The sequence below is a fragment of the Microbacterium sp. AK009 genome (genome assembly GCF_013410955.1).
Classification (GTDB): domain Bacteria; phylum Actinomycetota; class Actinomycetes; order Actinomycetales; family Microbacteriaceae; genus Microbacterium.
The window spans coordinates 1-24,682 of the sequence record NZ_JACCCG010000009.1 but is presented as its reverse complement, the minus strand read 5'-3'; the positions used below and the strand labels follow the sequence as shown (position 1 = coordinate 24,682).

The window sequence follows — 24,682 nt, the reverse complement described above, 5'->3', positions numbered from 1 at the left end:
TCAACCGACCACGGCCTCGAGGTTGCCCTGCACCGAGTCGAGGATGGTCGTCGGGTCGGACTCGGCCAGCGACTCCAGCTGCGCGTTGAAGTCGGTGATGACCGCGGCCGCGTCGGCCTGCGTCGGCAGGAACTGCGCGTACTCCGCACCGTCGATGAAGGCGGCGAGGTCGGGGTTGGCCTCGCGCCACGCGTCGGCGGTGGTCTCCAGCGACGGCATGATGCCGAACGCCTCGGAGAAGGCCAGCTGCTGCTCGGAGGCGGTCAGGTACTCCACCAGTTCGAGCGCGGCCTGCTGGTTGGGGCTGTCGGCGGCCATGCCCCAGCAGTTGGTGAACTGCAGCGTTCCGGGGCCGCCCGGGCCCTCGGGAAGCTGGGCGACGAGGTAGTTCACGTCGGGGTAGTCGTTGCGGAGGGCGCCCTCGATCCAGTTGCCCTCGATCACCATCGCGGCGGAGCCGAGGCCGAACGCCTCGCCGCCCCAGCCGGCGCCGATGTCGGTGGCGTAGGCGAAGTTGCCGCCCTCGAGGTTGGTCTTGACGTACTCGAGTGCCTCGACGTTCTCGGGGCTGTTGGCCGTCGCCGCGCCGTCGGTCACAAGACCGCCGCCGGCCTGCGCCATGAAGGCGCCGACGCGCTGGACCTCGGGGCCGAAGGCGAGACCCGTGACGCCGCCGGTGGTGAGCGTCTGGCTGACCGTGGCGAGCTCCTCCCACGTGGTGGGCACGTCGTCCTCGGTGAGCCCTGCGGCCTCCCACAGGTCGGTGTTGATGATGAGCGCCAGGGTCGAGAAGTCCTTCGGAGCGCAGTAGAACTCGTCCTCGTAGGTGAAGTTGTCCACCAGCGGCGCGTAGAAGTCACCGGCGTTGGAGAGCTCGTCGCCGTACGCCCGCAGCGAGCCGTTGTCGGCGTAGCCGGCGAGGGCGTCGGGCGAGAGGTAGAACAGGTCCGGCGGCGACCCCGCGGCGAAGCCCTGGGCGAGCTGCTGGTTGAGGTCGCTGGCGATCTCGACGCTCGCGTCGACGCCGGATTCGGCCGACCACGCGGCGACCGCTTCCTCGACGGCGGTGGCCTCGGCCTCGCCGCTGGAGGCGATGAGGACGCTGATGGCGTCGTCGGACGAGGTCAGCTCTCCGTCGGCAGCGGCGCCACCGCCGCCGCCGTCATCGAAGCTTCCGCCGCCGCATCCGGTCAGCACCAGGGCGCCGGCGGTGAGGATCGCTCCCGCGCCGAATGCGGCGCGCAACTTCCTGCGTGTCATATCTCCCTCTCCTTTGAATGAAGTCGCGACACCGTTCGGGTGATCCGGGGGTGTATGAACGATCAAATATGAACGTTCAAATTCGGTGTCGCTGGAAGACTACGGCCCGGCTCTTTCGCGTGTCAACGACGGACGGCTACGCTCAGGTAACGATTTGATCGTTCACATCCGTGTTGTCCAGACCACAGGGGGGCGGAGGATGGCGAAGGCACCGACCGTCGAAGACGTCGCCCGTCGCGCGGGGGTGTCGCGTCAGACGGTCTCGAACGTGATCAACACCCCCGCGATCGTGCGGGAGGAGACCCGGGTACGCGTCCAGCGTGCGATCGACGAGCTCGCCTACCGGCCTCACGTGGCCGCGCGGAGTCTCCGCACCCGGCGGAGCTCGACCATCGGCGTGCACATCGATCCGTTCAGCGGCGGGATCTCCGGGGTCATCCTCGACCGCTTCATCCACGCCCTGACCGAGAACGCCAACGAGCGGGCGCTCCGAGTGCTCATCTACAGCGCGCGCAGCCGAGACGAGGAGATCGCGCGGCTCAGCGATCTGATCGACGGCGGCGAGATCGATGCGGCGGTGATCACCGGTACGGCCTACGGCGATCCGCGGACGGGGTGGCTGGACGGTCGGGGGCTTCCCTACGCCGCCTTCGGGCGGCCCTGGGGCGGCGGCGACGTGTGGGAATCCGGGCACTCGTGGGTCGACGTCGACGGGGCGGCCGGCACCCGGGCCGCGACGAGGCACGCGGTCGAGGCCTGGGGATCCCGTGTCGCGTGGCTCGGCTGGCCGCCCGATGCGGGCACCGGCGATGACCGGGAACGCGGATGGCGCGAGGCGATGCGGGCCTCGGGGCTCGCCGGTCCGGTCTTCCGCGCGCCCGACAGCGTGGCGGAGGCCCGCAGCGTGATGGCTCAGGCGTTCGCCGATCCGATGGTGCGCGACGGGGTCGATGCGGTGGTGTGCGTGAGTGACGCACTCGCCGTCGGAGCGCACTTGGCCGCCGTCGACACTGGCGCGAGCGGGATCGGGCTCATCGGCTTCGACAACACTCCGGTCGCCGAGGCGCTTGGGCTCTCGAGCGTCGAGCAGGCGCCCGAGCTCGTGGCCGGTGCGGTGCTCGACCTCCTCACCGATGACACCGGGCGCCGCATCGTCGGCGGCGAGGGTCCTCCTGAGCGGATGCTCGTCGAGCCGCGCCTCGTGGTCCGCTGACCTTCACCCGCCGATCCGTCGCGCGAGGACCCCGGCCGTCTCACGCACGAGCGCAGCGACGTCGGGATGCCGAGGCGTCGCCTCTTCGGCCCAGGTTGCCGCCACCGCCGCCGCGGGCCACCCGGCGTGATCCACCACGACGGCGGCGACCGACCGGAATCCGAGCGTCACCTCGCCGTGCTCCTCGGCGACACCGGCCGCGCGGACGTCGCGGAGGATCCGCCGAAGCTCGCTCAGGCGCCGGGGCCCGCGACCGGTGCGATCGGCGAACGCCGACGCATCGGGAAACAGGGCCCGGACCTGGGCGGGGGGAAGGGCCGCGAGCATCGCGCGACCGGTCGCCGTGAGGTGCGCGGGAAGGCGCACCCCGACGTCCGTCACGAGCGTCGGGCGGCCGGGCGCGCGCTCCTCCACGAGGTACAGCACGTCGCGGCCGCTCATCACCGCCAGGTGCGTGCTCTCGCCGAGACGGTCGGCGAGAGCGGCCACGAGCGGGCGTCCCAGTCGCGCGAGCGGCTGCTGGCGCGCATAGCCGCCGCCGAGCTCGAAGGCGGCGATCCCCAGCCCCCAGCGCTGCTCGGCGGCGAGGTGCACGACGAAGCCGCGGCGCTCGAGGGTCGTCAGCAGGTGGTACACCGTCGAGCGCGGAAGGGCGAGGGCGTCGGCGATCGTGCGGGCAGGCACCGGCCCGCGCTGCCGGGCGAGATGCGACAGGATCCGGAGCGTCTGGTCGGCAGCGGGCACCTGCGGCCTATCCCCGGCGGCTCTCTCCCGAACGGCACTGCTGTCTGAGATCACAGACACAGGATGCCACGCGGGCCTGGCATTGCACGATGTCGAGGAGTGCAATCGAGACATGTCCTCACTCCTCTCGGCCACGAAGGTGTCCGTCGGCGATCGACCCCTCACCCTGGCCGGTGTCGTCGCCGTCGCCCGTCACGATGCGGCCGTCCGGGTGTCCGCCGCGGCTCTCGCGCAGGTGCGCGAGACGCGAGCGCTCATCGAGAGCCTCGCCGACAACCCCCGCCCCCACTACGGCATCTCGACGGGCTTCGGCGCGCTCGCGACCACCTTCATCGCCCCCGAGCGACGACGTCAGCTGCAGGCGAGCCTCATCCGCTCGCACGCTGCGGGGACGGGTGCCGAGGTCGAGCGGGAGGTGGTGAGGGCCCTCCAGCTCCTCCGTCTCCAGACCCTCGCCTCGGGACGCACGGGGGTGCGCGCCGAGGTCGTGGAGATGTACGCGGACATGCTGAACGCCGGAATCACCCCGGTCGTGCGCGAGTACGGATCCCTCGGGTGCTCGGGCGATCTCGCACCACTCGCCCACATCGCGCTCGCGGCGATGGGGGAAGGCGACGTGCGGGTGCCCGGCGGCGACGTCGTCAGCGCGCACGACGCGCTCGCCGCGGCATCCCTCACCCCTCTCGTCCTCGAGGAGAAGGAGGGCCTGGCCCTCATCAACGGCACCGACGGGATGCTGGGGATGCTCCTCCTCGCCGCCCACGACTTCGAGATGCTCCTCGACACCGCCGACGTGGCCGCGGCGCTCTCGATCGAGAGCCAGCTCGGCACCGATGCCGTGTTCGCTGCCGACCTCATGGCGCTGCGGCCCCACCCGGGTCAGCGGGATGCGGCCGCGCACCTGCGCTCCCTCCTCGCCGGGTCGGGCATCGTCGCCAGTCACCGCGACCCCGAGGTGTGCACGCGCGTGCAGGATGCGTACTCCCTGCGGTGCAGCCCTCAGGTGCACGGCGCCGCCCGCGACACCCTCGCCCACGCCTCGACCGTCGCCGCGCGCGAACTGGCCGCCGCGATCGACAATCCCGTCGTGACACCGGACGGCCGGGTGGAATCGAACGGTAACTTCCACGGCGCACCGATCGGCTACGTGCTGGACTTCCTCGCCATCGCCGTCGCCGACGTGGCGTCGATCTCGGAGCGGCGCACCGACCGTGCGCTCGACGTGGCGCGCAACCACGGCCTGCCGCCCTTCCTCGCCGACGAGCCGGGGGTCGACTCGGGTTTCATGATCGCCCAGTACGCGGCTGCCGGAATCGTGTCGGAGCTCAAGCGCCTCGCCGCTCCCGCCTCGGTGGACTCGATCCCGTCCTCGGCGATGCAGGAGGACCACGTGTCGATGGGGTGGGCGGCGGGGCGCAAACTCCGCCGCGCGCTCGATGGTCTTGCGCGCGTGCTGGCGATCGAGGTGATGGTCGGGGTGCGGGCGCAGCAGCTGCGTGCGCCTCTTGAACCCGCGCCGTCGACCGGCGCGGTCGCCGACCTCGTGCGGGATGTGTCCGGGGGGCCTGGTCCGGATCGGTTCCTCTCGCCCGAGATCCAGGCCGTGACCGAGTTCGTCGTCACCGGCGCCGTCGCTCGCGCCGCGGCATCCGCACTCTCGTTCGCCCCACTCAAGGAGGACTCATGACCGACGTCCATGCCCCTGCCCGTGTGATCCACGCGCCCCGAGGCGGTGAGAAGAGCGCGAAGAGCTGGGGAGCCGAGGCTGCCAAGCGCATGCTCATGAACAATCTCGACCCCGAGGTCGCCGAGCGCCCCGACGACCTCGTCGTGTACGGCGGCACCGGCAAGGCTGCGCGGACGTGGGAGGCGTACGACGCGATCGTCCGCACGCTCGACGAGCTCGAGCCGGACGAGACGCTCCTCGTGCAGTCGGGAAAGCCGGTGGGCGTCTTCCGGACCCACGAGTGGGCGCCCCGCGTGCTCATCGCCAACTCGAACCTCGTCGGCGATTGGGCGACCTGGCCCGAGTTCCGCCGCCTGGAGCACCTGGGCCTCACGATGTACGGCCAGATGACGGCGGGGTCGTGGATCTACATCGGCACGCAGGGCATCCTGCAGGGGACGTACGAGACCTTCGCCGCCGTCGCGCGGTCGTTGGGCCGCGACGACCTCGCCGGCACGTTGACCCTGACCGGCGGATGCGGCGGCATGGGCGGCGCGCAGCCGCTCGCGGTGACGCTCAACGGGGGAGCGGTGCTGATCGTCGACGTCGACGAAACGCGCCTGGCGCGCCGCGCGGCGCACGGCTACCTCGACGAGTACACGACCGATCTCGACGCCGCCGTCGCCCGGGTCGTCGCGGCGCGCGCCGCCGGCGAGGCGCTGTCGGTAGGCGTGGTGGGGAACGCGGCGGAGGTGTTCCCCGAGCTGCTGCGTCGCGGGACCCCGATCGACATCGTCACCGACCAGACCAGCGCGCACGACCCGCTGTCGTACCTCCCCGTCGGCGTCTCCGTCGAAAACTGGCACGTCGAGGCCGAGCGCGACCCGGCGGAGTTCACGCGGCGGGCGCGGGAATCGATGGCGGCGCAGGTGGCGGCGATGGTCGGCTTCCAGGATGCCGGTGCCGAGGTCTTCGACTACGGCAACTCGATCCGTGCTGAGGCGCAGCTGGGCGGCTTCGACCGGGCCTTCGCGTTCCCCGGGTTCGTGCCGGCGTACATCCGTCCGCAGTTCGCCGAGGGGCGCGGTCCGTTCCGCTGGGTGGCGCTGTCGGGCGACCCTGAGGACATCCGCAAGACCGACGAGGCCGTCAAGGCGCTGTTCCCCGAGAATGCGGGGCTCGTGCGCTGGCTCGATAAGGCCGGCGACGCGGTGCACTTCGAAGGCCTCCCCGCGCGCATCTGCTGGCTCGGCTACCAGGAGCGCCACCTCGCCGGGCTGAGGTTCAACGAGATGGTCGCCTCCGGCGAGCTCGCGGGGCCGATCGTGATCGGGCGCGACCACCTCGACGCCGGCTCCGTCGCTTCGCCGTACCGCGAGACCGAGGCGATGGCCGACGGGTCGGACGCGATCGCCGACTGGCCGCTGCTGAACGCCCTGCTGAACACCGCGTCGGGGGCGTCATGGGTGTCGATCCACCACGGCGGCGGGGTGGGCATCGGGCGTTCGATCCACGCCGGACAGGTGACCGTCGCGGACGGGACGCCGCTCGCTGCAGAGAAGCTCGCTCGCGTGCTCGTGAACGACCCGGGAACCGGCGTCATGCGACACGTGGATGCCGGCTACGAACGCGCCCGCGAGGTCGCTGCCGAGCGCGGGCTGAAGGTGCCGATGCTGTGACAGCGACGCTCATCACGAACATCGGGGAGCTGACGACGAATGTCGGCGCCGAGGGGGATGCGTGCGGCACGCTGCGTGACGCGGCCGTGCTGATGGAGGACGGTCTGATCGTGTGGGTCGGCGCGGCAGGGGAGGCGGCGGGCGTTTCGTCTCACTTCGCTCGCTCAACGACCGGGAGCGCGGCGGGGCCACCAGACCGCGAGACTGCAACGGGACGCCGAGACGGAGGGGATTCCCCCAGTTCTCGGCGCTCAGATGCACTTTCGCGCGCGCACGGCGGGGTCGAGATCGTGGATGCCGCGGGCCGGGCGGCGCTGCCCGGGTTCGTCGACTCCCACACCCACCTGGTCTCCGCCGGCGACCGTGCCGACGAGTTCGAGGCGCGGATGGCCGGGCACTCCTATTCCGCCGGCGGAATACGCCGGACGGTCGCAGCGACGCGGACCGCCACCGATGACGAGTTGCGCGGTCGCCTGCGCGGATTCGTCGCCGAACTGCACCGGCAGGGGACCACCACCGCCGAGATAAAGACCGGCTACGGGCTCACGGTGGCCGACGAGGAGCGGCTGGCGCGCCTGGCGCGGGAGGTCACCGACGAGGTCACCTTCCTCGGCGCGCACGTCGTGCCCGAGGAGTACGCCGGCGATCGACAGGGCTACGTCGACCTCGTCTGCGGGCCGATGCTCGAGCGCTGCGCACCCCTCAGCGGGTGGATCGACGTCTTCTGCGAGGACGGCGCCTTCACCGCGGCGGAGGCACGGCGGATCCTCGAGGCGGGCATCGCGCAGGGTCTGGCACCGCGGGTGCACGGGAACCAGCTCGGCGCCGGACCCGGAGTGGCGCTCGCCGTCGAGATGCGGGCGGCGTCGGTGGATCACTGCACCTTCCTGACCGGCGACGATATCGCCCTCCTCGCCGGATCCGACACGGTGGCGACCCTGCTCCCCGGGGTGGAGTTTTCCACGCGGCAGCCCTACCCTGACGCCCGGAGACTCCTCGACGCCGGGGTCACGGTCGCGCTCGCCAGCGACTGCAACCCCGGCTCCAGCTTCACCAGCTCGATGCCGCTCATGATCGCCCTCGCGGTGCGGGAGATGGGCATGACCACCGCCGAGGCCGTGTGGGCGGCGACCGCGGGCGGGGCCCGCGCGCTCCGCCGCGACGACGTCGGCGCGATCGCACCCGGCATGAGGGCCGATCTGGTGCTGCTGGACGCGCCGTCGCGGACGCACCTGGCTTACCGCCCCGGCGTCCCGCTCGTCCGTACTGTCTGGAAGAACGGCATCGAGGTGTGAGCGTGCAAATCGGTGCCGGTCCGTCGCCGGCGCCGCCGACCGCCGGCGCGTAACTCCTCCACAACGCAGGCTCTCGCGGTCCGAAGCCGCGGAAAACCGCGGGGGCGCGGCCCGATGCGGTGCAGGTTTGAGGAGTTGTGCGCCCGGCCCCCGGCCCCGGCTACCCGGCCGATCGCGCGCGAGGCCGCCCGGCAACCAGACCGCCCGCCCGGCGCCTCACCGGGGTGTGTCGAGGTGCCACTCGATCGGGTCGACCGCGCCGACGAGCGCCCAGTCGTCATCGTCCCAGCGGAACCGGGCGACCGCGCAGGTCGGCATCTCACCGATCCGCCCCCCGGAGAGCGCGGCGGCGAGCTCGGCCATGCCGGGGTTGTGGGCGACGAGCATCACCCGCGAAGCGCCGGTCTCCGACGCGGTGGTGAGGAGGGTCGGGGGTGGGGCCCCGTAGAGGTCGGGGACGAGGGTGACCGTGGTCTCGAGCGCCGCGGCGAACGCCTCAGCGGTCGTCCGGGCGCGCACGGCGGTGCTGGACAGCAGCGCCTCGGGGCGGAAACCCGTCGCGGCCAGGCGCGCGGCCATCCGCGGCGCATCGCGCACACCGCGTTCGTTCAGCGGGCGGTCATGATCGCGGAGCCCCGGGTCGCCCCAGTCCGACTTCGCGTGTCGCGCCAGCACCAGTTCGATCGTCATCGCATCGCCCTTCCCGCCAGAAGCTCCAGGACGCACAGGGCCGCGAGTCGCACCGTCCGGCGGTCCTCGGCGTCGGCCGTCGCGTCGACTTCGACGATATCGGCCGAGACCAGCCGGTCATCCGACGCCGCCGATCGCACCAGCGTGCGAAGCGCGTCAGCGCTCAGCCCCCCCGGAACCGAGGCCGGGCACCCCGGCGCGACCGAGCGGTCGCAGACATCCACATCGATGTCCAGGTGCACGCCCCCTGCTCCCGCTCCGGCGATCTCGAACGCCTCGGCCACAAGGTCGGCGGCGGGGCGCCGGCGAACCTGATCGAGCGTGACGAGGGTGATCCCGAAGTTCCGCGCGCGAGCGAGGTAGGCGGGGGAGTTGGCGAAATCCGCGATGCCGATCTGCACGATGTGGGCCGGGTCGAGTCCGTCCTCGATGAGTCGGCGCACCGGCGAGCCGTTCGACCGCCCGTCGCGCATGTCGAGATGCGCGTCGAGGGTGACCAGGCCCCCCGCTCGTGCCCCCTGGGCGACCGGCACTGTCGCGGCGTTGTCACCGCCGAGTGCGATCACGAGCGCACCGCGGGCGCGGAGTTCCGCCACCGCGCGCCGCACGCGCGACTCACCGTCGTCGCCATCGGGCTCGGCGATGTCCCCGGCGTCGGCGATCGCGAGAGCGGCATCGAGGTCGACGGCGGGCGGTCCGATCAGGGTGGGGCTGTAGCGGCGGAGCGCTTCGCGCACGGCGGCGGGGGTGGCGTGCGCACCGGTCGCCGACAACGACGTGCGCCAGGTCGGCACGCCGAGGATCGCGACATCGACGGCGCCCGACGCCTCCGCGCGGTCGTGAGCGGACGGCCAGTCACCGGCCCGCGGCCAGAGGGGGTCGTGGAAGAGGCCGCTCACACCGACACGTACACCCAGGCGACGCGGCCGCTGGCGAGCGGGGCCGAGATGCGGCGATAGAGCGAGACCTCGTACTCGTCGGCGGCGTCGAGCTCGTCCTCGGTGATGGACATGACCTTCCCCACCACCTTGTCCAGCGGGTTGCCGGTCGCACGCACGATGGGGTGCACCGCGTGCCCCGAGACATCCACCACCCGCTCGTCGACGATCTCGGCGTAGTCCACCGTGAACCCGGGCAGCACGTCGGGCTCGGCCTCGACGATCCTGCCGAAGGTGTCCAGCTGCACCTCGGGCTGCTGGAGTGTGCCGTAGCTGAAGAGCAGTTCGCCGCCCACCGATTCCACGCGCTCACTGTAGCGCCGCAGAAGCGTCATCCCCAGATGGCGCGGGCGATCGTATAGATGACGAGGCCCGCCAGCGACCCGACGATGGTGCCGTTGAGCCGGATGTACTGCAGGTCGCGGCCGACCATGAGCTCGATCTTCTCGGTCGTCTCCTGCGGGTCCCACTTCTCGACGGTGTCGGTGATGATCGAGGCGATGTCGTGCCGATACCGATCGACGAGGAACACGGCGGCGTCGGTCACCCAGCCGTCCACGCGCTGCTGCAGGGCGGGGTCGGTCACCAGGCGCTCGCCGATGTCGGCCAGGGCGTCGGCGAGGCGCCGGCGCAGACCGCTGTCGGGGTCGTCGAGGGCGGCGAGCAGCCCGGACTTCGCGGTGCCCCACGCCTGCGCGGCGAGTTCGCGGACCCGGGGGCTGTCGAAGAGGGACTCCTTGGCGTCTTCGAGCCGTCCGATGGTGGCGGGATCGGTCTGCAGGTTCCGGGCGAGGCGCTCGAGGTACCCGTCGATCGCGTGCCGCGCCGGATGATCGGGGTCGGCGCGCACGACCGCCACGAACTTCACCGCCTCGTTGTACACGGTCTCGTCGACGAGGCGCTGCGCGATCCGAGGCACCCAGCTGGGCAGTCGCCGCGAGACCAGACCCTCGAAAGCGACCCTGTTGGCGGCGAGCCAGTGCTCGATCGTCTCGGCGGCCAGGTCGACGGCACTGTGGTGGGCGCCCGCGGCGATCACCCGGCCGAGCCAGGCGCCCACCGGCGGCCCCCACTCCGGCTCGAGGACGTGCTCGCGGGCGAGCTCCTCGATGACGTCGCGCACGTCGTCGTCGCTCAGCGCGCGGAGGACCCCGGCGGCGATCACCGAGGCTTCGGAACCCACGCGGGCCGCGTGCGCGGGCTCGCGCAGCCACTCGCCCGCCCGGCGGGACACATGGGTCGCGGCGACCTTCGTGCGCACCACGTCGCCGCGCAGGAACTCGGTCTCGACGAACTCGCCGAGCGTGCGGCCGATCTCGTCCTTGCGTTTGGGGATGATGGCGGTGTGCGGGATGGGGAGACCGAGCGGATGCCGGAACAGAGCCGTCACCGCGAACCAGTCCGCCAGCGCCCCCACCATGCCGCCTTCGGCGGCCGCGCGGACGTAGCCGAGCCAGGGCACCTGCTCCTGGAGCGAGAACGCGATCGCGAACACCACGGCCATCGCCAGCAGAGCGCCCAGGGCCACGGCCTTCATCGTGCGCAGGCCGCGGCGCCGCTGCTGGTCGGCGGGGCTCAGGAGAGCCGTCGGGGTACGTGCCATCCGGTCATCCTCGCACGCGTGCCTCTGCGGACCGCGAGAGTCAGGAGCGCGTCTCCAGCGGCCCGAGCCACGCCGTCGCCGCGGCGGAGTGAGCCGATTCCGGGTCGGAGGGATGGAACACCCCGGCGGCGACGTCGCGATAGAGCCGGGAGAGTTCCGCGCGTGCGAAGAAGGACGACCCGCCCGCGACGATGAGCGCCTCGTCGACGACGGATTTGGCTGTGGTGACGGCGCGGTGCTTGACCCCCGACAGCAGCGAGAACCAGCGGCCCCCGTGGTCGACGTTCTCTGCGAGATCGCGGCAGAGCGCGTCGATCTGCGGCGGCAGCGCGTCATAGGCGATAGCCATGTCGGCCACCTGCCAGCGCAGCCGCGGGTTCTGGCTGTCCTTCCGCGTGGCGGCGGCAACGGCGAGGTCGAGCGCGCGGCGCGCGATGCCGGTGTACACCGAGGCGATGAGCAGTTCGAACACGCTGAAGATGCCGAACACGAGCGGATCGGGCTGAGGCCCGGGTGCCACGCGCCTGACCACGCGCCCGGGCGGAGCGAGAGCGCCGTGGAGCTCCGTCGTGCGGGACTGCGTGGCGCGCATGCCGAGGGTGTCCCAGTCGTCGCGGATGCGCACCCGACCCGCAGCCTCCTCGCTTCGCGGAACGAACGCGTAGACGATCCGCGGGCCGTCGGTCGAGTGGGTGTCGAGGCCGTGGAGCCCCAGCTGCGTCCAGACGGGGGAGAGGGTGGTGAAGATCTTCGTGCCGGTGAAGGCGTACCCGCCGTCCGGGCGGGGTTCGGCGGCGGTGTCGCTGCCGAAGAGCACGAGGTCGTTGCCGGCTTCGCTGATGCCGAAGGCGAACACCTCCCCGGCCGCCGCGCCCTCCAGGACGAAGCGCAGGTCGTCGATGCCGCGGTCCAGGAGCTGGCGTGCGACGCCCGTCCACACCAGGTGCATGTTGATCGCGAGAGCCGTGGCCGGGGCGGCGGTGGCAAGACGCTGCTGCAGCAGCGCGACTTCGGCGAGGGCCAGCCCCCGACCCCCGAGGGCCTCGGGCACGAGGAGGGCGAGGTACCCGATCCCACGGAGTTCGTCGAGGTCGGCCGCGGGGAAGGTGTTCTCGCGATCGTGCGTCCCCGCGCGCTCGCGGAACCGCTCCAGCAGCTCCGGCGGGAGGATCGTCTCCGGTTCGATCACGATCCCATTGTCCGTCGCTCCTGCAGCACCCGGCGCAGCTCCGCGACGGTCTGTTCGGGCTTGTCGCGATGCGGCGAGTGCCCGGCGCCGGTGACCACCGTCATCCGCACCCGGTCGTTGGCTGCGAGCACCTCGGTGGCGAGCGGGCCGTCGAAGATGCTGTACACCCCCGGGTCTGCGGCGAGAACGTCCACGTCGACATCGAGTCGGGCCAGGGCGTCGCGCACGTCCCACACAGGGTTCTGCAGGCTCGTCTGCTCGACCGCCCACCTGCTGGCCTGCCGGGCCGCGAGGGCCTTCAGCTCGATGTCATGAGGATGCCACTGCGGGTGCGCCGCGCGCACGGCACCCTCCGTCGGGTCGGCGAAGGCCTCCTCCTGACTTCGTCGCACGACCTCGCGGTCGTGGGCGGAGAGGTGGATGGCGGGATCGATGAGGATGATGCGACGCGTCCATTCCGGAGTCGCCGCGGCGGCGAGCGTGGTCGCCGCGCCGCCGAGGGAGTGGCCGATGACGAGGTCCCAGGTCGCATCGCTCTCCTCGGGACGGGTGCGGGCGAGGTCGGCGGCGTAGGCGGGGATCGTGTAGTCGAGCACGCGCGGGGCGACGCCGTGCCCGCGCAGATCGACGGCGTCCGCGCGCCACCCGTCTTCGGCCAGCGCCACGCCGAAGCGCCACATCAGCGCCGCGGTGGAACCGAGTCCGTGGACGAGCAGGGTGCGCCGCGGGGCGCGCGGGTCGCCCCAGGAGATGCGGGGGAGAGTCACCGGGAACATCACGCCCTTCAGCGTAAGCGGGCCTCGCCGCCTCTGGGTGGCGGAAGATGGAGGGCATGATCTCGACCGACCTCGCCCTCGAACTGCGCGCGGCGGGTCTCGTGTGGCATCCGACATCCGGTGATCGCTTCCAGCTGGACGAACCCGAGTTCGATGCCGACATCTTCACCGTCAGCGAGATGACCATCGAGCCGCGCGATTACCCGACCGGTCGCATCCTGGCCTTCAACGGCACGACCGAGTGGGCGCTCGATTCCGTCGCGCTCGAAGACGCCCTGTGGCTGCCGCACGAGAGCCAGCTGCGGGAGCTGCTGCGCGGGGCGTTCCGGTCGCTGCGCCGGCTCGTCGACACCCATCAGGTGGAGATCGAGCTGGGGGGCGAGGTCGTCGTCTTCGAGCACCCCGAACCCGCCGACGCCTACGCGATGGCGGTTCTGGAGCTGCTGCGTCGCATCCAGTAGCGGGCTCGCCCGCGGCATCCGCTCAGATGATCGTCGAGACGGGTTCGGTATCGGGGATGGGGCTGGCGTCGCGCCCACGAAGGTCGGGGAACCCCCGCACGAACACCACCGCGACGAGGAAGCCGACGCCCGCGAAGGCCGCCGCCGCGATGTAGGCGCCCTGCGGACCCACGCCGTCGATGAGGAACCCGGCGACGGCCGAGCCGGCGGCGGCGCCGATGAGCTGCCCGGTGCCGATCCATCCGTACGCCTCGGCGGTCTCGCTGAACTTCACGCTCGCCGAGGTCATCGCGAACAGCACCGCCAGGGCCGGGGCGATTCCGATGCCGGCGAGGAAGAGCGTTCCGCCCAGCCACCACACATCCAGCGAGATGAGGGCGAGGAGGAGGCCCAGGGTGAAGATGCCCATGCGGCGCGCCATGGCCCACGGGCCGATGGGGATGTGGCCGAAGCCGAGCCCGCCGGCGAGGCTGCCGATGGAGAAGACCGCCAGGACCAGCCCTGCCTCCAGCCCGCTGTGGCCGAAGGTCGCCACGACGCCGGCCTCGACCGCGGCGCAGCCGCCGATGAGGAGGAAGCCGATGACGGTGGCCAGGAGCACGGGCGGCTTGGCGAGCACCCGTCCGAGGCGTCGGCGGCTCCGGGGGATCCGCACGCGCCCGACCTCGGGCGACAGGATGAACCACACTCCGCCGCCGACGAGGATCACGACGATGAGCACCAGGGCTTCGACCGTGCCGATCTGGGTCGCCACGAAGGTGACGAGGACCGGCGCGATGATCCAGATGATCTCCTGCAGCGAGGCGTCCAGCGAGAACAGGGGCGTCAGCTGACGGGAGTTGACCATCTTGGGGTAGATCGTGCGCACCGCCGACTGGACCGGGGGCGTCGACAGCCCCGCCACCAGCCCCAGCACCATGTAGGCGGGGAGCGGCATCTCCACCAGGGCCAGCGTCGCGATCGCGACCGCGCAGATCGCCAGGGTGATCGAGAGCACCCGTCGCATGCCCCACAGGCCCATCCAGCGGCTGGTCACCGGGCCGGCGACCGCCTGGCCGACGGAGGTGGCGGCCAGGACCAGACCGGCCGCGCCGTAGGAGCCGGTCACCTGCTCGATATGGAGCAGGACGGCCAGGCTCGTCATGCCGTTGGGGAAGCGGGCGGTCAGCTGTGCGGCGATGATGCGCGCCACTCCGGGGGTGCGCAGAAGGTCTCGATATCCCGCCACGCCACCACGCTAGTGCGACACGCCGCGACACGCCGTCGCGCTCTGTCCACAGGGAATCGGATGTCGGAACCCCCGAATATCGTCCCCCCTGTGGAGGAGTTCTCCATCGGGTTGGGAAAGCCGCGCGAATCCGGGCTTTCCGATCTCGCGATCGATGGGCCGCCTGTGGATGAAACGGTGGACAACCTGTGTTGTACATGGGGATGACAGTGAGAAAACTACACGGATGTAACTACTATCCCTAGTGGTGCTATCCGATGTCGGCACCCATATGTAGTATTGGACTCCCGGTGGGGGTCACCGGAGGAAACACTCGAGATCGAGGGGAGAACGGATCGACATGGCGATCACCGTTTACACCAAGCCGTCCTGCGTGCAGTGCACTGCGACCTACCGCGCGCTGGACTCGAAGGGCATCGCATACGAGGTCCACGACCTCTCCGAAGACCCGGCCGCGCTCGAGCAGGTCAAGGCCCTCGGCTACCTGCAGGCGCCCGTCGTCATCACCGACGAAGACCACTGGTCGGGCTTCCGTCCCGACAAGATCGACGAACTGGCGTCGCGCCTGGCCTGAAGCCGGCGCCGCGTCGGGGACCGCGAGGATCGAGCCCAGGAGGGAACGATGAGCGCACTGGCGACATCCGCCCCGCTCCTGGTCTATTTCTCCAGCGTGTCGGGCAACACCGCACGCTTCATCGAGAAGCTCGACCTCCCCGCCATCCGCATCCCGATCACCGCCTCCGAACCGACCCCGGTCGTGGACGAGCCCTTCGTTCTCGTGACCCCCACCTACGGGGGAGGCCAGGGACGCGGTGAAGAGAAGGGTGCCGTCCCCAAGCAGGTCATCCGTTTCCTCAACGACGAGCGGAACAGGCGACTTCTGCGCGGAGTGATCTCCGCAGGCAACAGCAACTTCGGCGAGTCGTTCTGCCTCGCCGGCGAAATCATCAGCCGCAAGTGCCGGGTGCCGCACTTGTACCGGCTCGAAGTATTCGGCACGCCTGAAGACGTGGCACGCGTCAGCGATGGATTGGAACGATGGTGGAAGCTGCACTGACCGAGAAGGACTTCAAGACCGAGGCGCGATTCGAGGGTCTGGACTATCACGCCCTGAACGCGATGCTGAACCTGTACGGACCGGACGGGAAGATCCAGTTCGACGCCGACAAGCGCGCTGCGCGGGAGTACTTCCTCCAGCACGTGAACCAGAACACGGTGTTCTTCCACTCGCTCAAGGAGCGCCTGGACTACCTCGTGGAGAAGGAGTACTACGAGCCCACGGTGCTCGAGAAGTACCCCTTCGAGTTCATCCAGCAGCTCAACGACCTCGCCTACGGCAAGAAGTTCCGCTTCGAGACGTTCCTCGGCGCCTTCAAGTACTACACCAGCTACACGCTGAAGACCTTCGACGGCAAGCGGTACCTCGAGCGCTTCGAGGACCGTGTCGTGATGACCGCGCTCGGGCTCGCCGACGGCGACCAGGCGCTCGCCGTCCAGCTGGTCGAGGAGATCATCTCCGGTCGCTTCCAGCCGGCCACGCCGACGTTCCTCAACACCGGGAAGGCGCAGCGCGGCGAACTCGTGTCGTGCTTCCTCCTGCGGATCGAAGACAACATGGAGTCGATCGCCCGCGGCATCAACTCCGCTCTGCAGCTGTCCAAGCGCGGTGGCGGGGTGGCGCTCCTGCTGTCGAACATCCGTGAGGCCGGCGCTCCGATCAAGCAGATCGAGAACCAGTCATCGGGCATCATCCCCGTGATGAAGCTCCTCGAAGACAGCTTCAGCTACGCCAACCAGCTCGGCGCCCGCCAGGGCGCGGGGGCGGTGTACCTCTCGGCCCATCACCCCGACATCCTGCGCTTCCTCGACACCAAGCGTGAGAACGCCGACGAGAAGATCCGCATCAAGACGCTCTCGCTGGGTGTGGTGATCCCCGACATCACGTTCGAGCTGGCCAAGAACGACGAGGACATGTACCTCTTCTCGCCCTACGACGTCGAGCGCGTCTACGGGGTGCCCTTCGGCGACATCTCCGTCACCGAGAAGTACCGCGAGATGGTCGACGACGCCCGCATCAAGAAGACCAAGATCAACGCGCGCGAGTTCTTCCAGACCCTCGCCGAGATCCAGTTCGAGTCGGGCTACCCGTACATCATGTTCGAGGACACGGTGAACAAGGCCAACCCGATCAAGGGTCGGATCAACATGTCCAACCTGTGCTCGGAGATCCTGCAGGTCAACACCCCGACGACGTACAACGAGGACCTCTCCTACGCCCAGATCGGCAAGGACATCTCCTGCAACCTGGGGTCGATGAACATCGCGCTGGCGATGGACGGCGGCAACCTCGGCCAGACGGTCGAGACCGCCATCCGGGCCCTCACCGCGGTGAGCGACCAGAGCCACATCCGCTCGGTCCGTTCGATCGAGGACGGCAACGACCGCTCGCACGCGATCGGTCTCGGGCAGATGAACCTGCACGGGTTCCTCGCCCGCGAGCACATCCACTACGGCTCGGAAGAGGGCCTGGACTTCACGAACATCTACTTCTACACGGTGCTCTTCCACGCCCTGCGCGCGTCGAACCGCCTCGCCATCGAGCGCGGCACGACCTTCGACGGGTTCTGGGACTCGGCGTACGCGTCGGGGGAGTTCTTCGACAAGTACACCGATCAGGCGTGGGTGCCTGCCACGGAGCGGGTGAAGGAGCTGTTCGCCGAGGTCCCCGTTCCCACCCAGGACGACTGGCGTGAGCTGAAGGCGAGCATCCAGCAGCACGGCATCTACAACCAGAACCTGCAGGCGGTTCCGCCGACGGGATCGATCTCGTACATCAACAACTCGACGTCGTCGATCCACCCGATCGCGTCGAAGATCGAGATCCGCAAGGAAGGCAAGCTCGGCCGCGTCTACTACCCGGCGCCGTTCATGACGAACGAGAACCTCGAGTACTACGAAGACGCGTACGAGATCGGCTACGAGAAGGTCATCGACACGTACGCCGCGGCGACGCAGCACGTCGACCAGGGGCTGTCGCTGACGCTCTTCTTCAAGGACACCGCGACCACGCGCGACATCAACCGCGCGCAGATCTACGCCTGGAAGAAGGGCATCAAGACCATCTACTACATCCGCCTGCGGCAGATGGCGCTCGAGGGAACCGACATGACCGAGTGCGTCAGCTGCATGCTGTGACCCTCTGATCAGGACTTTTTTAGGAGACATGATGGCTGAGAAGCTCCAACTGCTCAACCGGGTCCAGGCGATCAACTGGAACCGCATCCAGGACGACAAAGACCTCGAGGTCTGGAACCGCCTGGTGAACAACTTCTGGCTGCCCGAGAAGGTGCCGCTGTCCAACGACATCCAGTCGTGGAACACGCTGACCCCGCAGGAGCAGACGCTGACGATGCGGGTCTTCACCGGGCTGACCCTCCTGGACACGATCCAGGGCACGGTCGGCGCGGTGTCGCTGATCCCCGACGCGATCACCCCCCACGAGGAGGCGGTGTACACCAACATCGCGTTCATGGAGTCGGTGCACGCCAAGAGCTACTCGTCGATCTTCTCGACGCTGTGCTCGACGCCGGAGATCGACGACGCCTTCCGCTGGTCGACGGAGAACGAGAACCTTCAGAAGAAGGCGCGGATCGTCATGGACTACTACCGCGGTGACGAGCCCCTCAAGCGCAAGGTGGCGTCGACCCTGCTGGAGTCGTTCCTGTTCTACTCGGGCTTCTACCTGCCGCTGTACTGGTCGTCGAAGGCGAAGCTGACGAACACGGCCGACATCATCCGCCTCATCATCCGTGACGAGGCCGTCCACGGCTACTACATCGGCTACAAGTTCCAGCGTGGTCTGGAGCTGCTGGATGACGCGGCGCGACAGGACATCAAGGACTACGCGTTCTCGCTCCTGTACGAGCTGTACGACAACGAGATCCAGTACACCCAGGATCTCTATGACGAGGTCGGCCTCACCGAGGACGTGAAGAAGTTCCTGCACTACAACGCCAACAAGGCGCTGATGAACCTCGGCTACGAGGCGATGTTCCCGGCGACCGTCACCGACGTGAACCCGGCGATCCTGTCGGCGCTCTCGCCGAACGCCGACGAGAACCACGACTTCTTCAGCGGGTCGGGGTCGTCGTACGTCATCGGCAAGGCCGTCGCGACCGAGGACGACGACTGGGACTTCTGAAGTCCCCGATGAGAAGCGATCTAACCGAGGAGGTGGAGATGGAAATTCGCAGCACTGGAACCGAGCGCGAGGCGCCCGGCGTCACGCTTGCCCACGAAATGCCCACAGTTCATCGACACCGATGCCGCGCGACTATCCAGTCGCGCTCCTCGGCAACCCCATTCGAAGGGCTCTCGCGCACACTCGCGAGGGCCCTTCGCCCGTTGTCCTCGACATTCGCATCGAGGCAGATGGCGACGAAAGGAGGTACCCCGCCATGACGAATCACTACCCTCAGGGGCCCGACGGCACCTGGAAGACCGGTCAGCGCGTCCCGTTCGACGGAACGTGGGCTGACCAATATGGGGTCGTCAGCTTCCACGAACGTGGAGCGACGTTCCCGCCGTGCATCGACCGCAAGGGAGAATGCGCGTTCCGTTTCCTGATCGAAGCTGTTGCAGCAGCGTGATTTCGATCGACTGATTAGGCATCAGCCCCCGACTTAGGTCGGGGGCTTTTGTCGTTTTCGAGGACGCGGTCCCTGCGGTCGACGCACAGTGGGAGTAACACACAGCATCCTTCACGTATGCCCGGCTCCGCAAGGGCATTGAGCTCTCGGGCGTGTCACGAGACAGCGGCTCGGTGCGCCTGCGACATCGCCACCGCGACAGCTTCGAGATCGTCGTCGAACAGGTCGGCGTTTTCGGCGTAGACGTCGACCGTCATCGCCGCGGACGCGTGCCCGAGCACGCGCTGCACGGCCTTCACATTCGCGCCGGCGGAGATCGCCAGTGACGCGGCCGTGTGCCGCTGGTCGTGCGGGGTGATCATCGGGAAGCTGGCGTCAGCGACCTGGCACGCGGTCACGGCCTGCACGAACCAGCCCGAGTCCGGTGCGGGTATGACATCGGCGTCGCCCCGTCGGAGAACACGAAACCGTCGCGGCCCGTTCCCTCGCAGAGCTTTGCGATCGGCTTTGTGGGGATCGGTGCCGTCTCCGATTCGTCCGTCAACGGCGGCACGATCGATTCGTCACTGAAGCACCCCAGCACGGACGGGCTGCTGTTCGACGGATCGACGGCCAGTCAGACCGTGCCCTCTCCCGCTGATGGCGGCGGATGGCTGGTCGTCGCCTACACACAGTCACCGGACCAGACCATGCGATGCATGATCAACGGCGTGGTGTCTGGCCCGGCGATCACTAATCCGCCGAGCGTGAACACGTTCGATCAGATCTACCTCGGCCTCGCCGGAGGGCCCTGGTTCAACGGCGACGTCGCGGAGTTCGTGATCTGGCCGTTCGGGCTCACCCCGCTCCAGATGAGCGCGATCCACGACGCGATGCGAACCCGACACTCCGCCTTCAACATCGGCGAGTGACACGATTCAGACAACGCAAAAGGCTCCCTCGGGTTCACCCGGCACTGGGTGGGCTCGAGGGGGCCTTTTGCGTTTGTGGGCTACTGGGGTGCGATGAACACCCGGGCGCCTGAGGAGTAGTTCTCAACGACCCACACGCCGCCGGCTATCTCAGCCTCGGGGACGCTGACCGGCACGTTCGCATTGACGGCGTCGGTCCCCTCATAGACATCGCCGATGTCAAAGAGCTGGTTCTCGATAGTCACGCTGTAGTTGTCCATCGTGTCGTACGAGGTCCCACCCGCGGTCACGAACGAGACCCCGAAGCTAGCCCACGGCTGGAATGGTCCTCCGGGCGGCTGACCCTGCGCTGCCGACTGCGCGTTGAAGTTCGCCCAGTCGATCTGAATCACCAGCGGCAGGACCGAGAAGTCGGCCGCGACCTGGGTTGGTCCGGATGCTCCGACCTTGAATGCTGAGTCCGCGCTGAACGCGAGCACCTGCCCGACAGGGACCGGGTTCTCCCGCGTCCCCACCGCGGCGGCAGCTTCTTCGGTCTCGGTCTCGGACGGTGCAGGCTCTGCCGAGGCGGACGGCTCGGTCGTCGGTGTGGCGATCGCTTCCGGCTGCGGCGCCGGGCTGCTGCACCCGACCACCCCGAGAACGAGAGCGATGGTAGCTGCGCTGAGCGCAGCCGTATTGACGATGCGACGCATCGGTGTTCCCCCTAGTGATGACTGCGGCGCGGCCCCTTCCGCGCGCATGAGGGAAAGGCTATCCGAAGCTGGCGACCCGCCGCGGTCACGGATCGATCACGACCGGGCGGCGGGTGAGCTGGCCCTGGCCCTCGTGAGCATCTCGTGCCACTTAGGCGTCCTTTAGAACCGACAACAACTTTCTGCGCCGCAAGGTGGTCGATTACGCCACTGGTGCGTATTACAAGGTGAGGGACCAATCCCCTCAGCCCGGCAGCACTGCACCCTGGACTGCGCGATGCCGAAGCCATCGACAGAAAGGAGACATCGACATGACGAGGGCCTCGCATCGAGTGGGGCCCTCGCGCACACCCTCCAGCTGGCGAGAGCCGAGGATCCCATCGCAAGGTCATCGTATCTCGACGAGCTGCCCGAAAAGGAAGGACCGTGATGGAGTACATCATCGTGCTCGGGCTCGTCGCCCTCATCATCTATATCGCCAAGCAGTGCCAGGCCTCATGGCGCGGCTCGTGCTCGATCGGATTCTCTGGTCGAGCACGACCCGTGTCGGAGGCGCATGTCACCCTGATGTGATGGGCGACCTCTCTGCACACGACCGCAACGAGATGCTACGGGCCTTCGCCGGGCTGCTGACGGCGAAGGTTGCGGACGACCCCTCCGCCACCAACGCCCAGCTCAAATTCATTGTCCAGGAGCAGGTCGCCGCATCGAACGGCGATGCCGCAATACTGGTGGCGCGGATGGCCAAACAGGTTGAAGCCGGCGCGGTGGTCGCACATACCGTGCTCCGAATGCTTTCCAGCCGCTTCGGTCTGACTGAAGCGGAGCTTCAGCAGGCGCTGGCCGAGGCCATTTCTTCCGAAGACCTTGTTCAGGACTGACGCTGAGCAACACGCGGGCCCTCGATGAGAGCGGTCGTCAGGATCACACGGGGCGCCCGCCGGCATCCGGAGCGATCCAACGGGCGATTCCCGTGGTGATCTAAACGCTGCCCATCTACGTCCCCGTTGTGCCTAGAGGGGCGATATCACGCGGGTGAGCCTGTGATCGCGCGGCGACGCGATGAACCACGACTTCTTCAGCGGGTCGGGCTCGTCGTACGTCATCGGCAAGGCCGTCGCGACCGAGGACGACGACTGGGACTTCTGACCTCCCGGTTCTGACTCCGGGTTCGGTTACGCGCTGATCAGCTCGGCGGGAATCGTGCGCAGCGCGCGGGCGAGGTCGTTGCGGAGATCGTCGACGTGTTCGAGCCCGATCGACAGTCGCACGAGGCCCGCGTGCGGGCGCGCGTGCGCGGGGACCGGACGGTGCGTCAGGGCGGCGGGGTGCTGGATGAGGGAGTCGACCCCTCCCAGTGACACGGCGTGCGTGAAGAGCGTGACGGCCGAGGTGACGGCGGCCGCAGCCTCGAACCCTCCGCGAAGGCTCACCGCGATCATCGCGCCGGTTCCCCGCATCTGACGTCGCAGCAGGCCACGCGGATCCCCGTCGAGTCCGGGGTAGTGCACCTCGGCGATCTCCGGCTGCTCCTGCAGCCATGCCACAAGTCGGCGCGCCGTGCCCTGCTGCCGTTCGAGGCGCACCGGCAGGGTCGGCAGTCCTCGGTGCAGCAGATATGCGCCGAGGGGGTGCAGAAGTCCACCGGTCACCGCGCGCACACGACGCAGCGCGGCGGCGGTCTCGGCATCGCACGCGATGACACCGGCGATGACGTCGCCGTGGCCGCCGAGGTACTTCGTCGCGCTGTGCAGCGACATCGCCGCGCCGAGCGCGACCGGGTTCTGCAGCAGTGGCGTTGCGAACGTGTTGTCGACGAGGACGGGGATGCTGCCGGCTGACGCCACCACCGCAGCGATGTCGACGAGTTCGAGCGTGGGATTGGCGGGCGTCTCGACGACGACCAGCCCGGTTTCGGGTCGGATCGCGGCGGCGATCTCGTCCTCGTGGCAGTACGTGACCTCGATGCCGAGCAGCCCCGACGAGAGCAGGTGGTCGGTCCCGCCGTAGAGCGGGCGCACCGCGATGACATGCGACCTTCCGGTCGCTGCACTGTGGGCGATGATCGCGGCGGTCATCGCCGCCATGCCCGAGGCGAAGGCGACAGCCTCCTCGGCGCCCTCCAGTTCGGCCAGCGCGCTCTCGAAGCGGGCGACGGTGGGATTCCACAACCGCGCATACACGAGCCCGCCTTCCGGGAGCGGGTGACCCCCGCTCGCCATGGATTCGTAGGACAGCCCACCGGCTTCCAGGTCGGGGATGGGGTTCGTGGTCGACAGGTCGATCGGGAGCGCGTGAACGCCGAGACCCTCGAGGTCGGCCCGTCCGGCGTGCACGGCGACGGTGTCGTTGTGGCGGTGAGCAGATTCCATGCAGCTAGTGTGAGGGGAATCACAACAGGATGGTTGGGTGCCAGGCTGAAAGGGTGGAGAACCCGCGCTTGATCCGAATTTCCTGCAACAACGATGGGCTCGAGGAAGGGTTCTTCGATGAAATCTCAGGGCGGCGAGCTCCTGGATGACACCGACGTCCGCATCCTGCGGCTGCTACAGCTCGACGGTGACCTCACCAACCGGGCCCTTGCCGGGCGGCTCGGCCTGGCCGAATCCACGTGTGCCCATCGGGTGCGCATGCTGCGTGCGCGGGGAGTGATCCGCGGATCGCAGGTGCGCTTGAACGAGGCTGCGCTGGGCTATCCGATCCAGGCGCTCATCCGCGTGCGGCTGGGAAGTCACTCGGCCTCTCGTGTCCGCGACCTGTTCGACGCGCTCTGTGCCATCCCGTCCGCGCTGCGTGTCTTCCACGTCGCCGGAGTGGACGACTTCCTCGTCCATGTGGCCGTGCGCGATCCCGAAGCGCTGCGCGATGTGGTTCTGGAGCACATCACCGTGCACCCCGTTGTGCGGGCGACCGAGACGCAGCTCCTGTTCGAGGTGCGCGACGGTCAAGGTCCCCTCATCTGAGCGGGTTCTTCCGGCTTGGGCCGGCGCGGCTGTGCGGCGTCGGGTTCAACCTCGGGTTTCTCACGCCGCAGTTTCTTCAACTCCGCCAGCTGATCACTGGTTACCCCAGGCCGAGCACCCCCATCGATCTGCGCACGCCGCACCCAGCCCTTAATCGTGTCCGCAGGAACCCGCGTCAGCATCGACACCTGATTCGTCGACGCCGCCTGAGACTCCTCCGGAAACTCGAGCCGACGCTCGGAATACATCCGAACCACCCGCTCGATCGTCTCCTTGTCATACTTCGCCGGCATAACCCTCATCCTCCTAGATGGGATCAGAGCCTCCACGGAACCCAGGACGGTTCACCGTGTGGAGTTGACGGGAATCCTGGCGGAGGCCGAGCAAGCGCAGCAGGTGTTGGCTCAGGCGGAGGCGGCGCAGGCCAGGGTGTTGGCGAAAGCGGGCGCGTTCGCGGCGCGGCTGGCGGAGGGATCCTCCGTGGTGGTGCGGGACAGGGACATGGCTCTCCGCGGTGTCGCGGCGGAGATCGCGGCGGCGGTGCGGGTGTCCGACCGTGCGGTGCAGCGCCAGATCGATTCGGCGTACACGCTGGTGAATGACTTCCCGGCGACGGTTCACTGCCTGGTGAACCGTCCTGGGTTCCGTGGAGGCTCTGATCCCATCTAGGAGGATGAGGGTTATGCCGGCGAAGTATGACAAGGAGACGATCGAGCGGGTGG

At 68.9% G+C, this 24,682-nt stretch carries 28 protein-coding genes; 15 read left to right on the top strand and 13 right to left on the bottom strand.

Going from position 1 to position 24,682, the window contains the following annotated elements; genetic code table 11:
- Nucleotides 1–1,260: an extracellular solute-binding protein gene (locus tag HDC37_RS16625; protein WP_179561509.1), complete on the bottom strand. Its 1,260-nt coding sequence runs from the start codon at nucleotides 1,258–1,260 to the stop codon at nucleotides 1–3.
- Nucleotides 1,261–1,459: 199 nt separating this feature from the next.
- Between HDC37_RS16625 and HDC37_RS16620 the strand changes: the two genes are divergently transcribed.
- Complete coding sequence (locus HDC37_RS16620) at nucleotides 1,460–2,473, top strand: LacI family DNA-binding transcriptional regulator (RefSeq protein WP_179561508.1); 1,014 nt, start codon at nucleotides 1,460–1,462, stop codon at nucleotides 2,471–2,473.
- Nucleotides 2,474–2,476: 3 nt separating this feature from the next.
- On the opposite strand, the gene HDC37_RS16615 is transcribed toward HDC37_RS16620, so the two are convergent.
- On the bottom strand, nucleotides 2,477–3,217 hold the full coding sequence (locus HDC37_RS16615; protein ID WP_308472262.1) for an IclR family transcriptional regulator: 741 nt from the start codon (nucleotides 3,215–3,217) through the stop codon (nucleotides 2,477–2,479).
- A gap of 112 nt (nucleotides 3,218–3,329) precedes the next feature.
- Here HDC37_RS16615 and hutH point away from each other — a divergent pair, with 112 nt between their 5' ends.
- From hutH to hutI, 3 genes are read left to right on the top strand one after another with little or no spacing between them, the layout of a single operon-like run.
- On the top strand, nucleotides 3,330–4,904 hold the full coding sequence (hutH, locus tag HDC37_RS16610; RefSeq protein WP_179561506.1) for a histidine ammonia-lyase: 1,575 nt from the start codon (nucleotides 3,330–3,332) through the stop codon (nucleotides 4,902–4,904).
- On the top strand, nucleotides 4,901–6,562 hold the full coding sequence (locus HDC37_RS16605) for a urocanate hydratase (protein ID WP_179561505.1): 1,662 nt from the start codon (nucleotides 4,901–4,903) through the stop codon (nucleotides 6,560–6,562). The genes hutH and HDC37_RS16605 overlap by 4 nt, the downstream gene beginning before the upstream one ends.
- Nucleotides 6,559–7,857: an imidazolonepropionase gene (gene hutI, locus HDC37_RS16600; protein ID WP_308472261.1), complete on the top strand. Its 1,299-nt coding sequence runs from the start codon at nucleotides 6,559–6,561 to the stop codon at nucleotides 7,855–7,857. The genes HDC37_RS16605 and hutI overlap by 4 nt, the downstream gene beginning before the upstream one ends.
- Nucleotides 7,858–8,073: 216 nt before the next feature.
- Here the strand turns inward: hutI and HDC37_RS16595 are convergent, their stop codons facing one another.
- From HDC37_RS16595 to HDC37_RS16570, 6 genes are read right to left on the bottom strand one after another with little or no spacing between them, the layout of a single operon-like run.
- Nucleotides 8,074–8,547, bottom strand: a complete 474-nt coding sequence (locus tag HDC37_RS16595) for a histidine phosphatase family protein (protein WP_179561504.1) — start codon at nucleotides 8,545–8,547, stop codon at nucleotides 8,074–8,076.
- On the bottom strand, nucleotides 8,544–9,446 hold the full coding sequence (locus HDC37_RS16590) for an arginase family protein (RefSeq protein ID WP_308472260.1): 903 nt from the start codon (nucleotides 9,444–9,446) through the stop codon (nucleotides 8,544–8,546). Before HDC37_RS16590 ends, HDC37_RS16595 begins: the two co-directional genes overlap by 4 nt.
- Nucleotides 9,443–9,790, bottom strand: a complete 348-nt coding sequence (locus HDC37_RS16585; RefSeq protein WP_308472259.1) for a gamma-glutamylcyclotransferase family protein — start codon at nucleotides 9,788–9,790, stop codon at nucleotides 9,443–9,445. The genes HDC37_RS16590 and HDC37_RS16585 overlap by 4 nt, the downstream gene beginning before the upstream one ends.
- 26 nt (nucleotides 9,791–9,816) lie before the next feature.
- Nucleotides 9,817–11,088, bottom strand: a complete 1,272-nt coding sequence (locus HDC37_RS16580) for a DUF445 domain-containing protein (protein ID WP_179561502.1) — start codon at nucleotides 11,086–11,088, stop codon at nucleotides 9,817–9,819.
- 40 nt (nucleotides 11,089–11,128) lie between these two features.
- A complete protein-coding gene (locus HDC37_RS16575) occupies nucleotides 11,129–12,277 on the bottom strand; it encodes an acyl-CoA dehydrogenase family protein (RefSeq protein ID WP_308472258.1) in 1,149 nt (382 codons plus the stop codon).
- Nucleotides 12,274–13,053: an alpha/beta fold hydrolase gene (locus HDC37_RS16570; RefSeq protein WP_218869934.1), complete on the bottom strand. Its 780-nt coding sequence runs from the start codon at nucleotides 13,051–13,053 to the stop codon at nucleotides 12,274–12,276. The genes HDC37_RS16575 and HDC37_RS16570 overlap by 4 nt, the downstream gene beginning before the upstream one ends.
- A gap of 56 nt (nucleotides 13,054–13,109) precedes the next feature.
- On the opposite strand from HDC37_RS16570, the gene HDC37_RS16565 reads away from it, so the two are divergent.
- Nucleotides 13,110–13,514, top strand: coding sequence for a pilus assembly protein CpaE (locus tag HDC37_RS16565; protein WP_179561500.1), 405 nt, complete (start codon nucleotides 13,110–13,112; stop codon nucleotides 13,512–13,514).
- 22 nt (nucleotides 13,515–13,536) lie between these two features.
- On the opposite strand, the gene HDC37_RS16560 is transcribed toward HDC37_RS16565, so the two are convergent.
- Entirely contained in the window at nucleotides 13,537–14,742 is a 1,206-nt protein-coding gene (locus HDC37_RS16560; protein ID WP_179561499.1) for an MFS transporter, read from the bottom strand.
- Between the two features lie 340 nt (nucleotides 14,743–15,082).
- On the opposite strand from HDC37_RS16560, the gene nrdH reads away from it, so the two are divergent.
- From nrdH to HDC37_RS16535, 5 genes are all read left to right on the top strand, one after another.
- Nucleotides 15,083–15,316, top strand: coding sequence for a glutaredoxin-like protein NrdH (gene nrdH, locus HDC37_RS16555; RefSeq protein WP_179561498.1), 234 nt, complete (start codon nucleotides 15,083–15,085; stop codon nucleotides 15,314–15,316).
- Between the two features lie 48 nt (nucleotides 15,317–15,364).
- A complete protein-coding gene (gene nrdI, locus HDC37_RS16550) occupies nucleotides 15,365–15,799 on the top strand; it encodes a class Ib ribonucleoside-diphosphate reductase assembly flavoprotein NrdI (protein ID WP_179561497.1) in 435 nt (144 codons plus the stop codon).
- Nucleotides 15,781–17,937 carry a class 1b ribonucleoside-diphosphate reductase subunit alpha gene (gene nrdE / locus HDC37_RS16545; RefSeq protein WP_179561496.1) on the top strand — a complete coding sequence of 719 codons (2,157 nt, stop codon included), beginning with the start codon at nucleotides 15,781–15,783 and terminating at the stop codon, nucleotides 17,935–17,937. The genes nrdI and nrdE overlap by 19 nt, the downstream gene beginning before the upstream one ends.
- A gap of 31 nt (nucleotides 17,938–17,968) precedes the next feature.
- The gene (gene nrdF, locus HDC37_RS16540; protein ID WP_179561495.1) at nucleotides 17,969–18,943 is read left to right on the top strand and encodes a class 1b ribonucleoside-diphosphate reductase subunit beta; all 975 of its coding nucleotides are present in this window, start codon (nucleotides 17,969–17,971) and stop codon (nucleotides 18,941–18,943) included.
- 256 nt (nucleotides 18,944–19,199) lie between these two features.
- Nucleotides 19,200–19,391: a hypothetical protein gene (locus HDC37_RS16535; RefSeq protein WP_179561494.1), complete on the top strand. Its 192-nt coding sequence runs from the start codon at nucleotides 19,200–19,202 to the stop codon at nucleotides 19,389–19,391.
- A gap of 155 nt (nucleotides 19,392–19,546) precedes the next feature.
- Here the strand turns inward: HDC37_RS16535 and HDC37_RS16955 are convergent, their stop codons facing one another.
- Nucleotides 19,547–19,798, bottom strand: coding sequence for a tyrosine-type recombinase/integrase (locus tag HDC37_RS16955; RefSeq protein WP_374939203.1), 252 nt, complete (start codon nucleotides 19,796–19,798; stop codon nucleotides 19,547–19,549).
- A 102-nt stretch (nucleotides 19,799–19,900) separates the two neighbouring features.
- On the opposite strand from HDC37_RS16955, the gene HDC37_RS17460 reads away from it, so the two are divergent.
- On the top strand, nucleotides 19,901–20,302 hold the full coding sequence (locus HDC37_RS17460) for a LamG-like jellyroll fold domain-containing protein (RefSeq protein ID WP_179561493.1): 402 nt from the start codon (nucleotides 19,901–19,903) through the stop codon (nucleotides 20,300–20,302).
- A gap of 80 nt (nucleotides 20,303–20,382) precedes the next feature.
- Here the strand turns inward: HDC37_RS17460 and HDC37_RS16520 are convergent, their stop codons facing one another.
- Nucleotides 20,383–20,997, bottom strand: a complete 615-nt coding sequence (locus tag HDC37_RS16520) for a hypothetical protein (protein WP_179561492.1) — start codon at nucleotides 20,995–20,997, stop codon at nucleotides 20,383–20,385.
- Nucleotides 20,998–21,426: 429 nt separating this feature from the next.
- Between HDC37_RS16520 and HDC37_RS16515 the strand changes: the two genes are divergently transcribed.
- Nucleotides 21,427–21,570: a hypothetical protein gene (locus HDC37_RS16515; RefSeq protein WP_179561491.1), complete on the top strand. Its 144-nt coding sequence runs from the start codon at nucleotides 21,427–21,429 to the stop codon at nucleotides 21,568–21,570.
- A complete protein-coding gene (locus HDC37_RS16510; protein ID WP_179561490.1) occupies nucleotides 21,570–21,878 on the top strand; it encodes a hypothetical protein in 309 nt (102 codons plus the stop codon). Before HDC37_RS16515 ends, HDC37_RS16510 begins: the two co-directional genes overlap by 1 nt.
- A 294-nt stretch (nucleotides 21,879–22,172) precedes the next feature.
- Here HDC37_RS16510 and HDC37_RS16505 read toward each other — a convergent pair whose 3' ends face one another.
- A complete protein-coding gene (locus HDC37_RS16505; protein WP_179561489.1) occupies nucleotides 22,173–23,369 on the bottom strand; it encodes a PLP-dependent aspartate aminotransferase family protein in 1,197 nt (398 codons plus the stop codon).
- Between the two features lie 117 nt (nucleotides 23,370–23,486).
- On the opposite strand from HDC37_RS16505, the gene HDC37_RS16500 reads away from it, so the two are divergent.
- Nucleotides 23,487–23,960: an Lrp/AsnC family transcriptional regulator gene (locus HDC37_RS16500; RefSeq protein ID WP_179561488.1), complete on the top strand. Its 474-nt coding sequence runs from the start codon at nucleotides 23,487–23,489 to the stop codon at nucleotides 23,958–23,960.
- Here HDC37_RS16500 and HDC37_RS16495 read toward each other — a convergent pair.
- Complete coding sequence (locus HDC37_RS16495; protein WP_179561487.1) at nucleotides 23,942–24,253, bottom strand: hypothetical protein; 312 nt, start codon at nucleotides 24,251–24,253, stop codon at nucleotides 23,942–23,944. The two genes, HDC37_RS16500 and HDC37_RS16495, sit on opposite strands and share 19 nt — an antisense overlap.
- A 58-nt stretch (nucleotides 24,254–24,311) precedes the next feature.
- On the opposite strand from HDC37_RS16495, the gene HDC37_RS16490 reads away from it, so the two are divergent.
- The gene (locus HDC37_RS16490) at nucleotides 24,312–24,629 is read left to right on the top strand and encodes a hypothetical protein (RefSeq protein ID WP_179561486.1); all 318 of its coding nucleotides are present in this window, start codon (nucleotides 24,312–24,314) and stop codon (nucleotides 24,627–24,629) included.
- The last annotated feature ends 53 nt before the right edge of the window (nucleotides 24,630–24,682 follow it).

Excerpts from the sequence above, each read along its gene's own strand:
- HDC37_RS16625 (WP_179561509.1), bottom strand. The coding sequence starts at position 1,260 with ATGACACGCAGGAAGTTGCGCGCCGCATTCGGCGCGGGAGCGATCCTC.
- HDC37_RS16620 (WP_179561508.1), top strand. The coding sequence starts at position 1,460 with ATGGCGAAGGCACCGACCGTCGAAGACGTCGCCCGTCGCGCGGGGGTG.
- hutH (WP_179561506.1), top strand. The coding sequence starts at position 3,330 with ATGTCCTCACTCCTCTCGGCCACGAAGGTGTCCGTCGGCGATCGACCC.
- HDC37_RS16605 (WP_179561505.1), top strand. The coding sequence starts at position 4,901 with ATGACCGACGTCCATGCCCCTGCCCGTGTGATCCACGCGCCCCGAGGC.
- HDC37_RS16595 (WP_179561504.1), bottom strand. The coding sequence starts at position 8,547 with ATGACGATCGAACTGGTGCTGGCGCGACACGCGAAGTCGGACTGGGGC.
- HDC37_RS16580 (WP_179561502.1), bottom strand. The coding sequence starts at position 11,088 with ATGGCACGTACCCCGACGGCTCTCCTGAGCCCCGCCGACCAGCAGCGG.
- HDC37_RS16570 (WP_218869934.1), bottom strand. The coding sequence starts at position 13,053 with ATGTTCCCGGTGACTCTCCCCCGCATCTCCTGGGGCGACCCGCGCGCC.
- HDC37_RS16565 (WP_179561500.1), top strand. The coding sequence starts at position 13,110 with ATGATCTCGACCGACCTCGCCCTCGAACTGCGCGCGGCGGGTCTCGTG.
- nrdH (WP_179561498.1), top strand. The coding sequence starts at position 15,083 with ATGGCGATCACCGTTTACACCAAGCCGTCCTGCGTGCAGTGCACTGCG.
- nrdI (WP_179561497.1), top strand. The coding sequence starts at position 15,365 with ATGAGCGCACTGGCGACATCCGCCCCGCTCCTGGTCTATTTCTCCAGC.
- nrdE (WP_179561496.1), top strand. The coding sequence starts at position 15,781 with ATGGTGGAAGCTGCACTGACCGAGAAGGACTTCAAGACCGAGGCGCGA.
- nrdF (WP_179561495.1), top strand. The coding sequence starts at position 17,969 with ATGGCTGAGAAGCTCCAACTGCTCAACCGGGTCCAGGCGATCAACTGG.
- HDC37_RS16535 (WP_179561494.1), top strand. The coding sequence starts at position 19,200 with ATGACGAATCACTACCCTCAGGGGCCCGACGGCACCTGGAAGACCGGT.
- HDC37_RS16520 (WP_179561492.1), bottom strand. The coding sequence starts at position 20,997 with ATGCGTCGCATCGTCAATACGGCTGCGCTCAGCGCAGCTACCATCGCT.
- HDC37_RS16515 (WP_179561491.1), top strand. The coding sequence starts at position 21,427 with ATGGAGTACATCATCGTGCTCGGGCTCGTCGCCCTCATCATCTATATC.
- HDC37_RS16510 (WP_179561490.1), top strand. The coding sequence starts at position 21,570 with ATGGGCGACCTCTCTGCACACGACCGCAACGAGATGCTACGGGCCTTC.
- HDC37_RS16505 (WP_179561489.1), bottom strand. The coding sequence starts at position 23,369 with ATGGAATCTGCTCACCGCCACAACGACACCGTCGCCGTGCACGCCGGA.
- HDC37_RS16500 (WP_179561488.1), top strand. The coding sequence starts at position 23,487 with ATGAAATCTCAGGGCGGCGAGCTCCTGGATGACACCGACGTCCGCATC.
- HDC37_RS16495 (WP_179561487.1), bottom strand. The coding sequence starts at position 24,253 with ATGCCGGCGAAGTATGACAAGGAGACGATCGAGCGGGTGGTTCGGATG.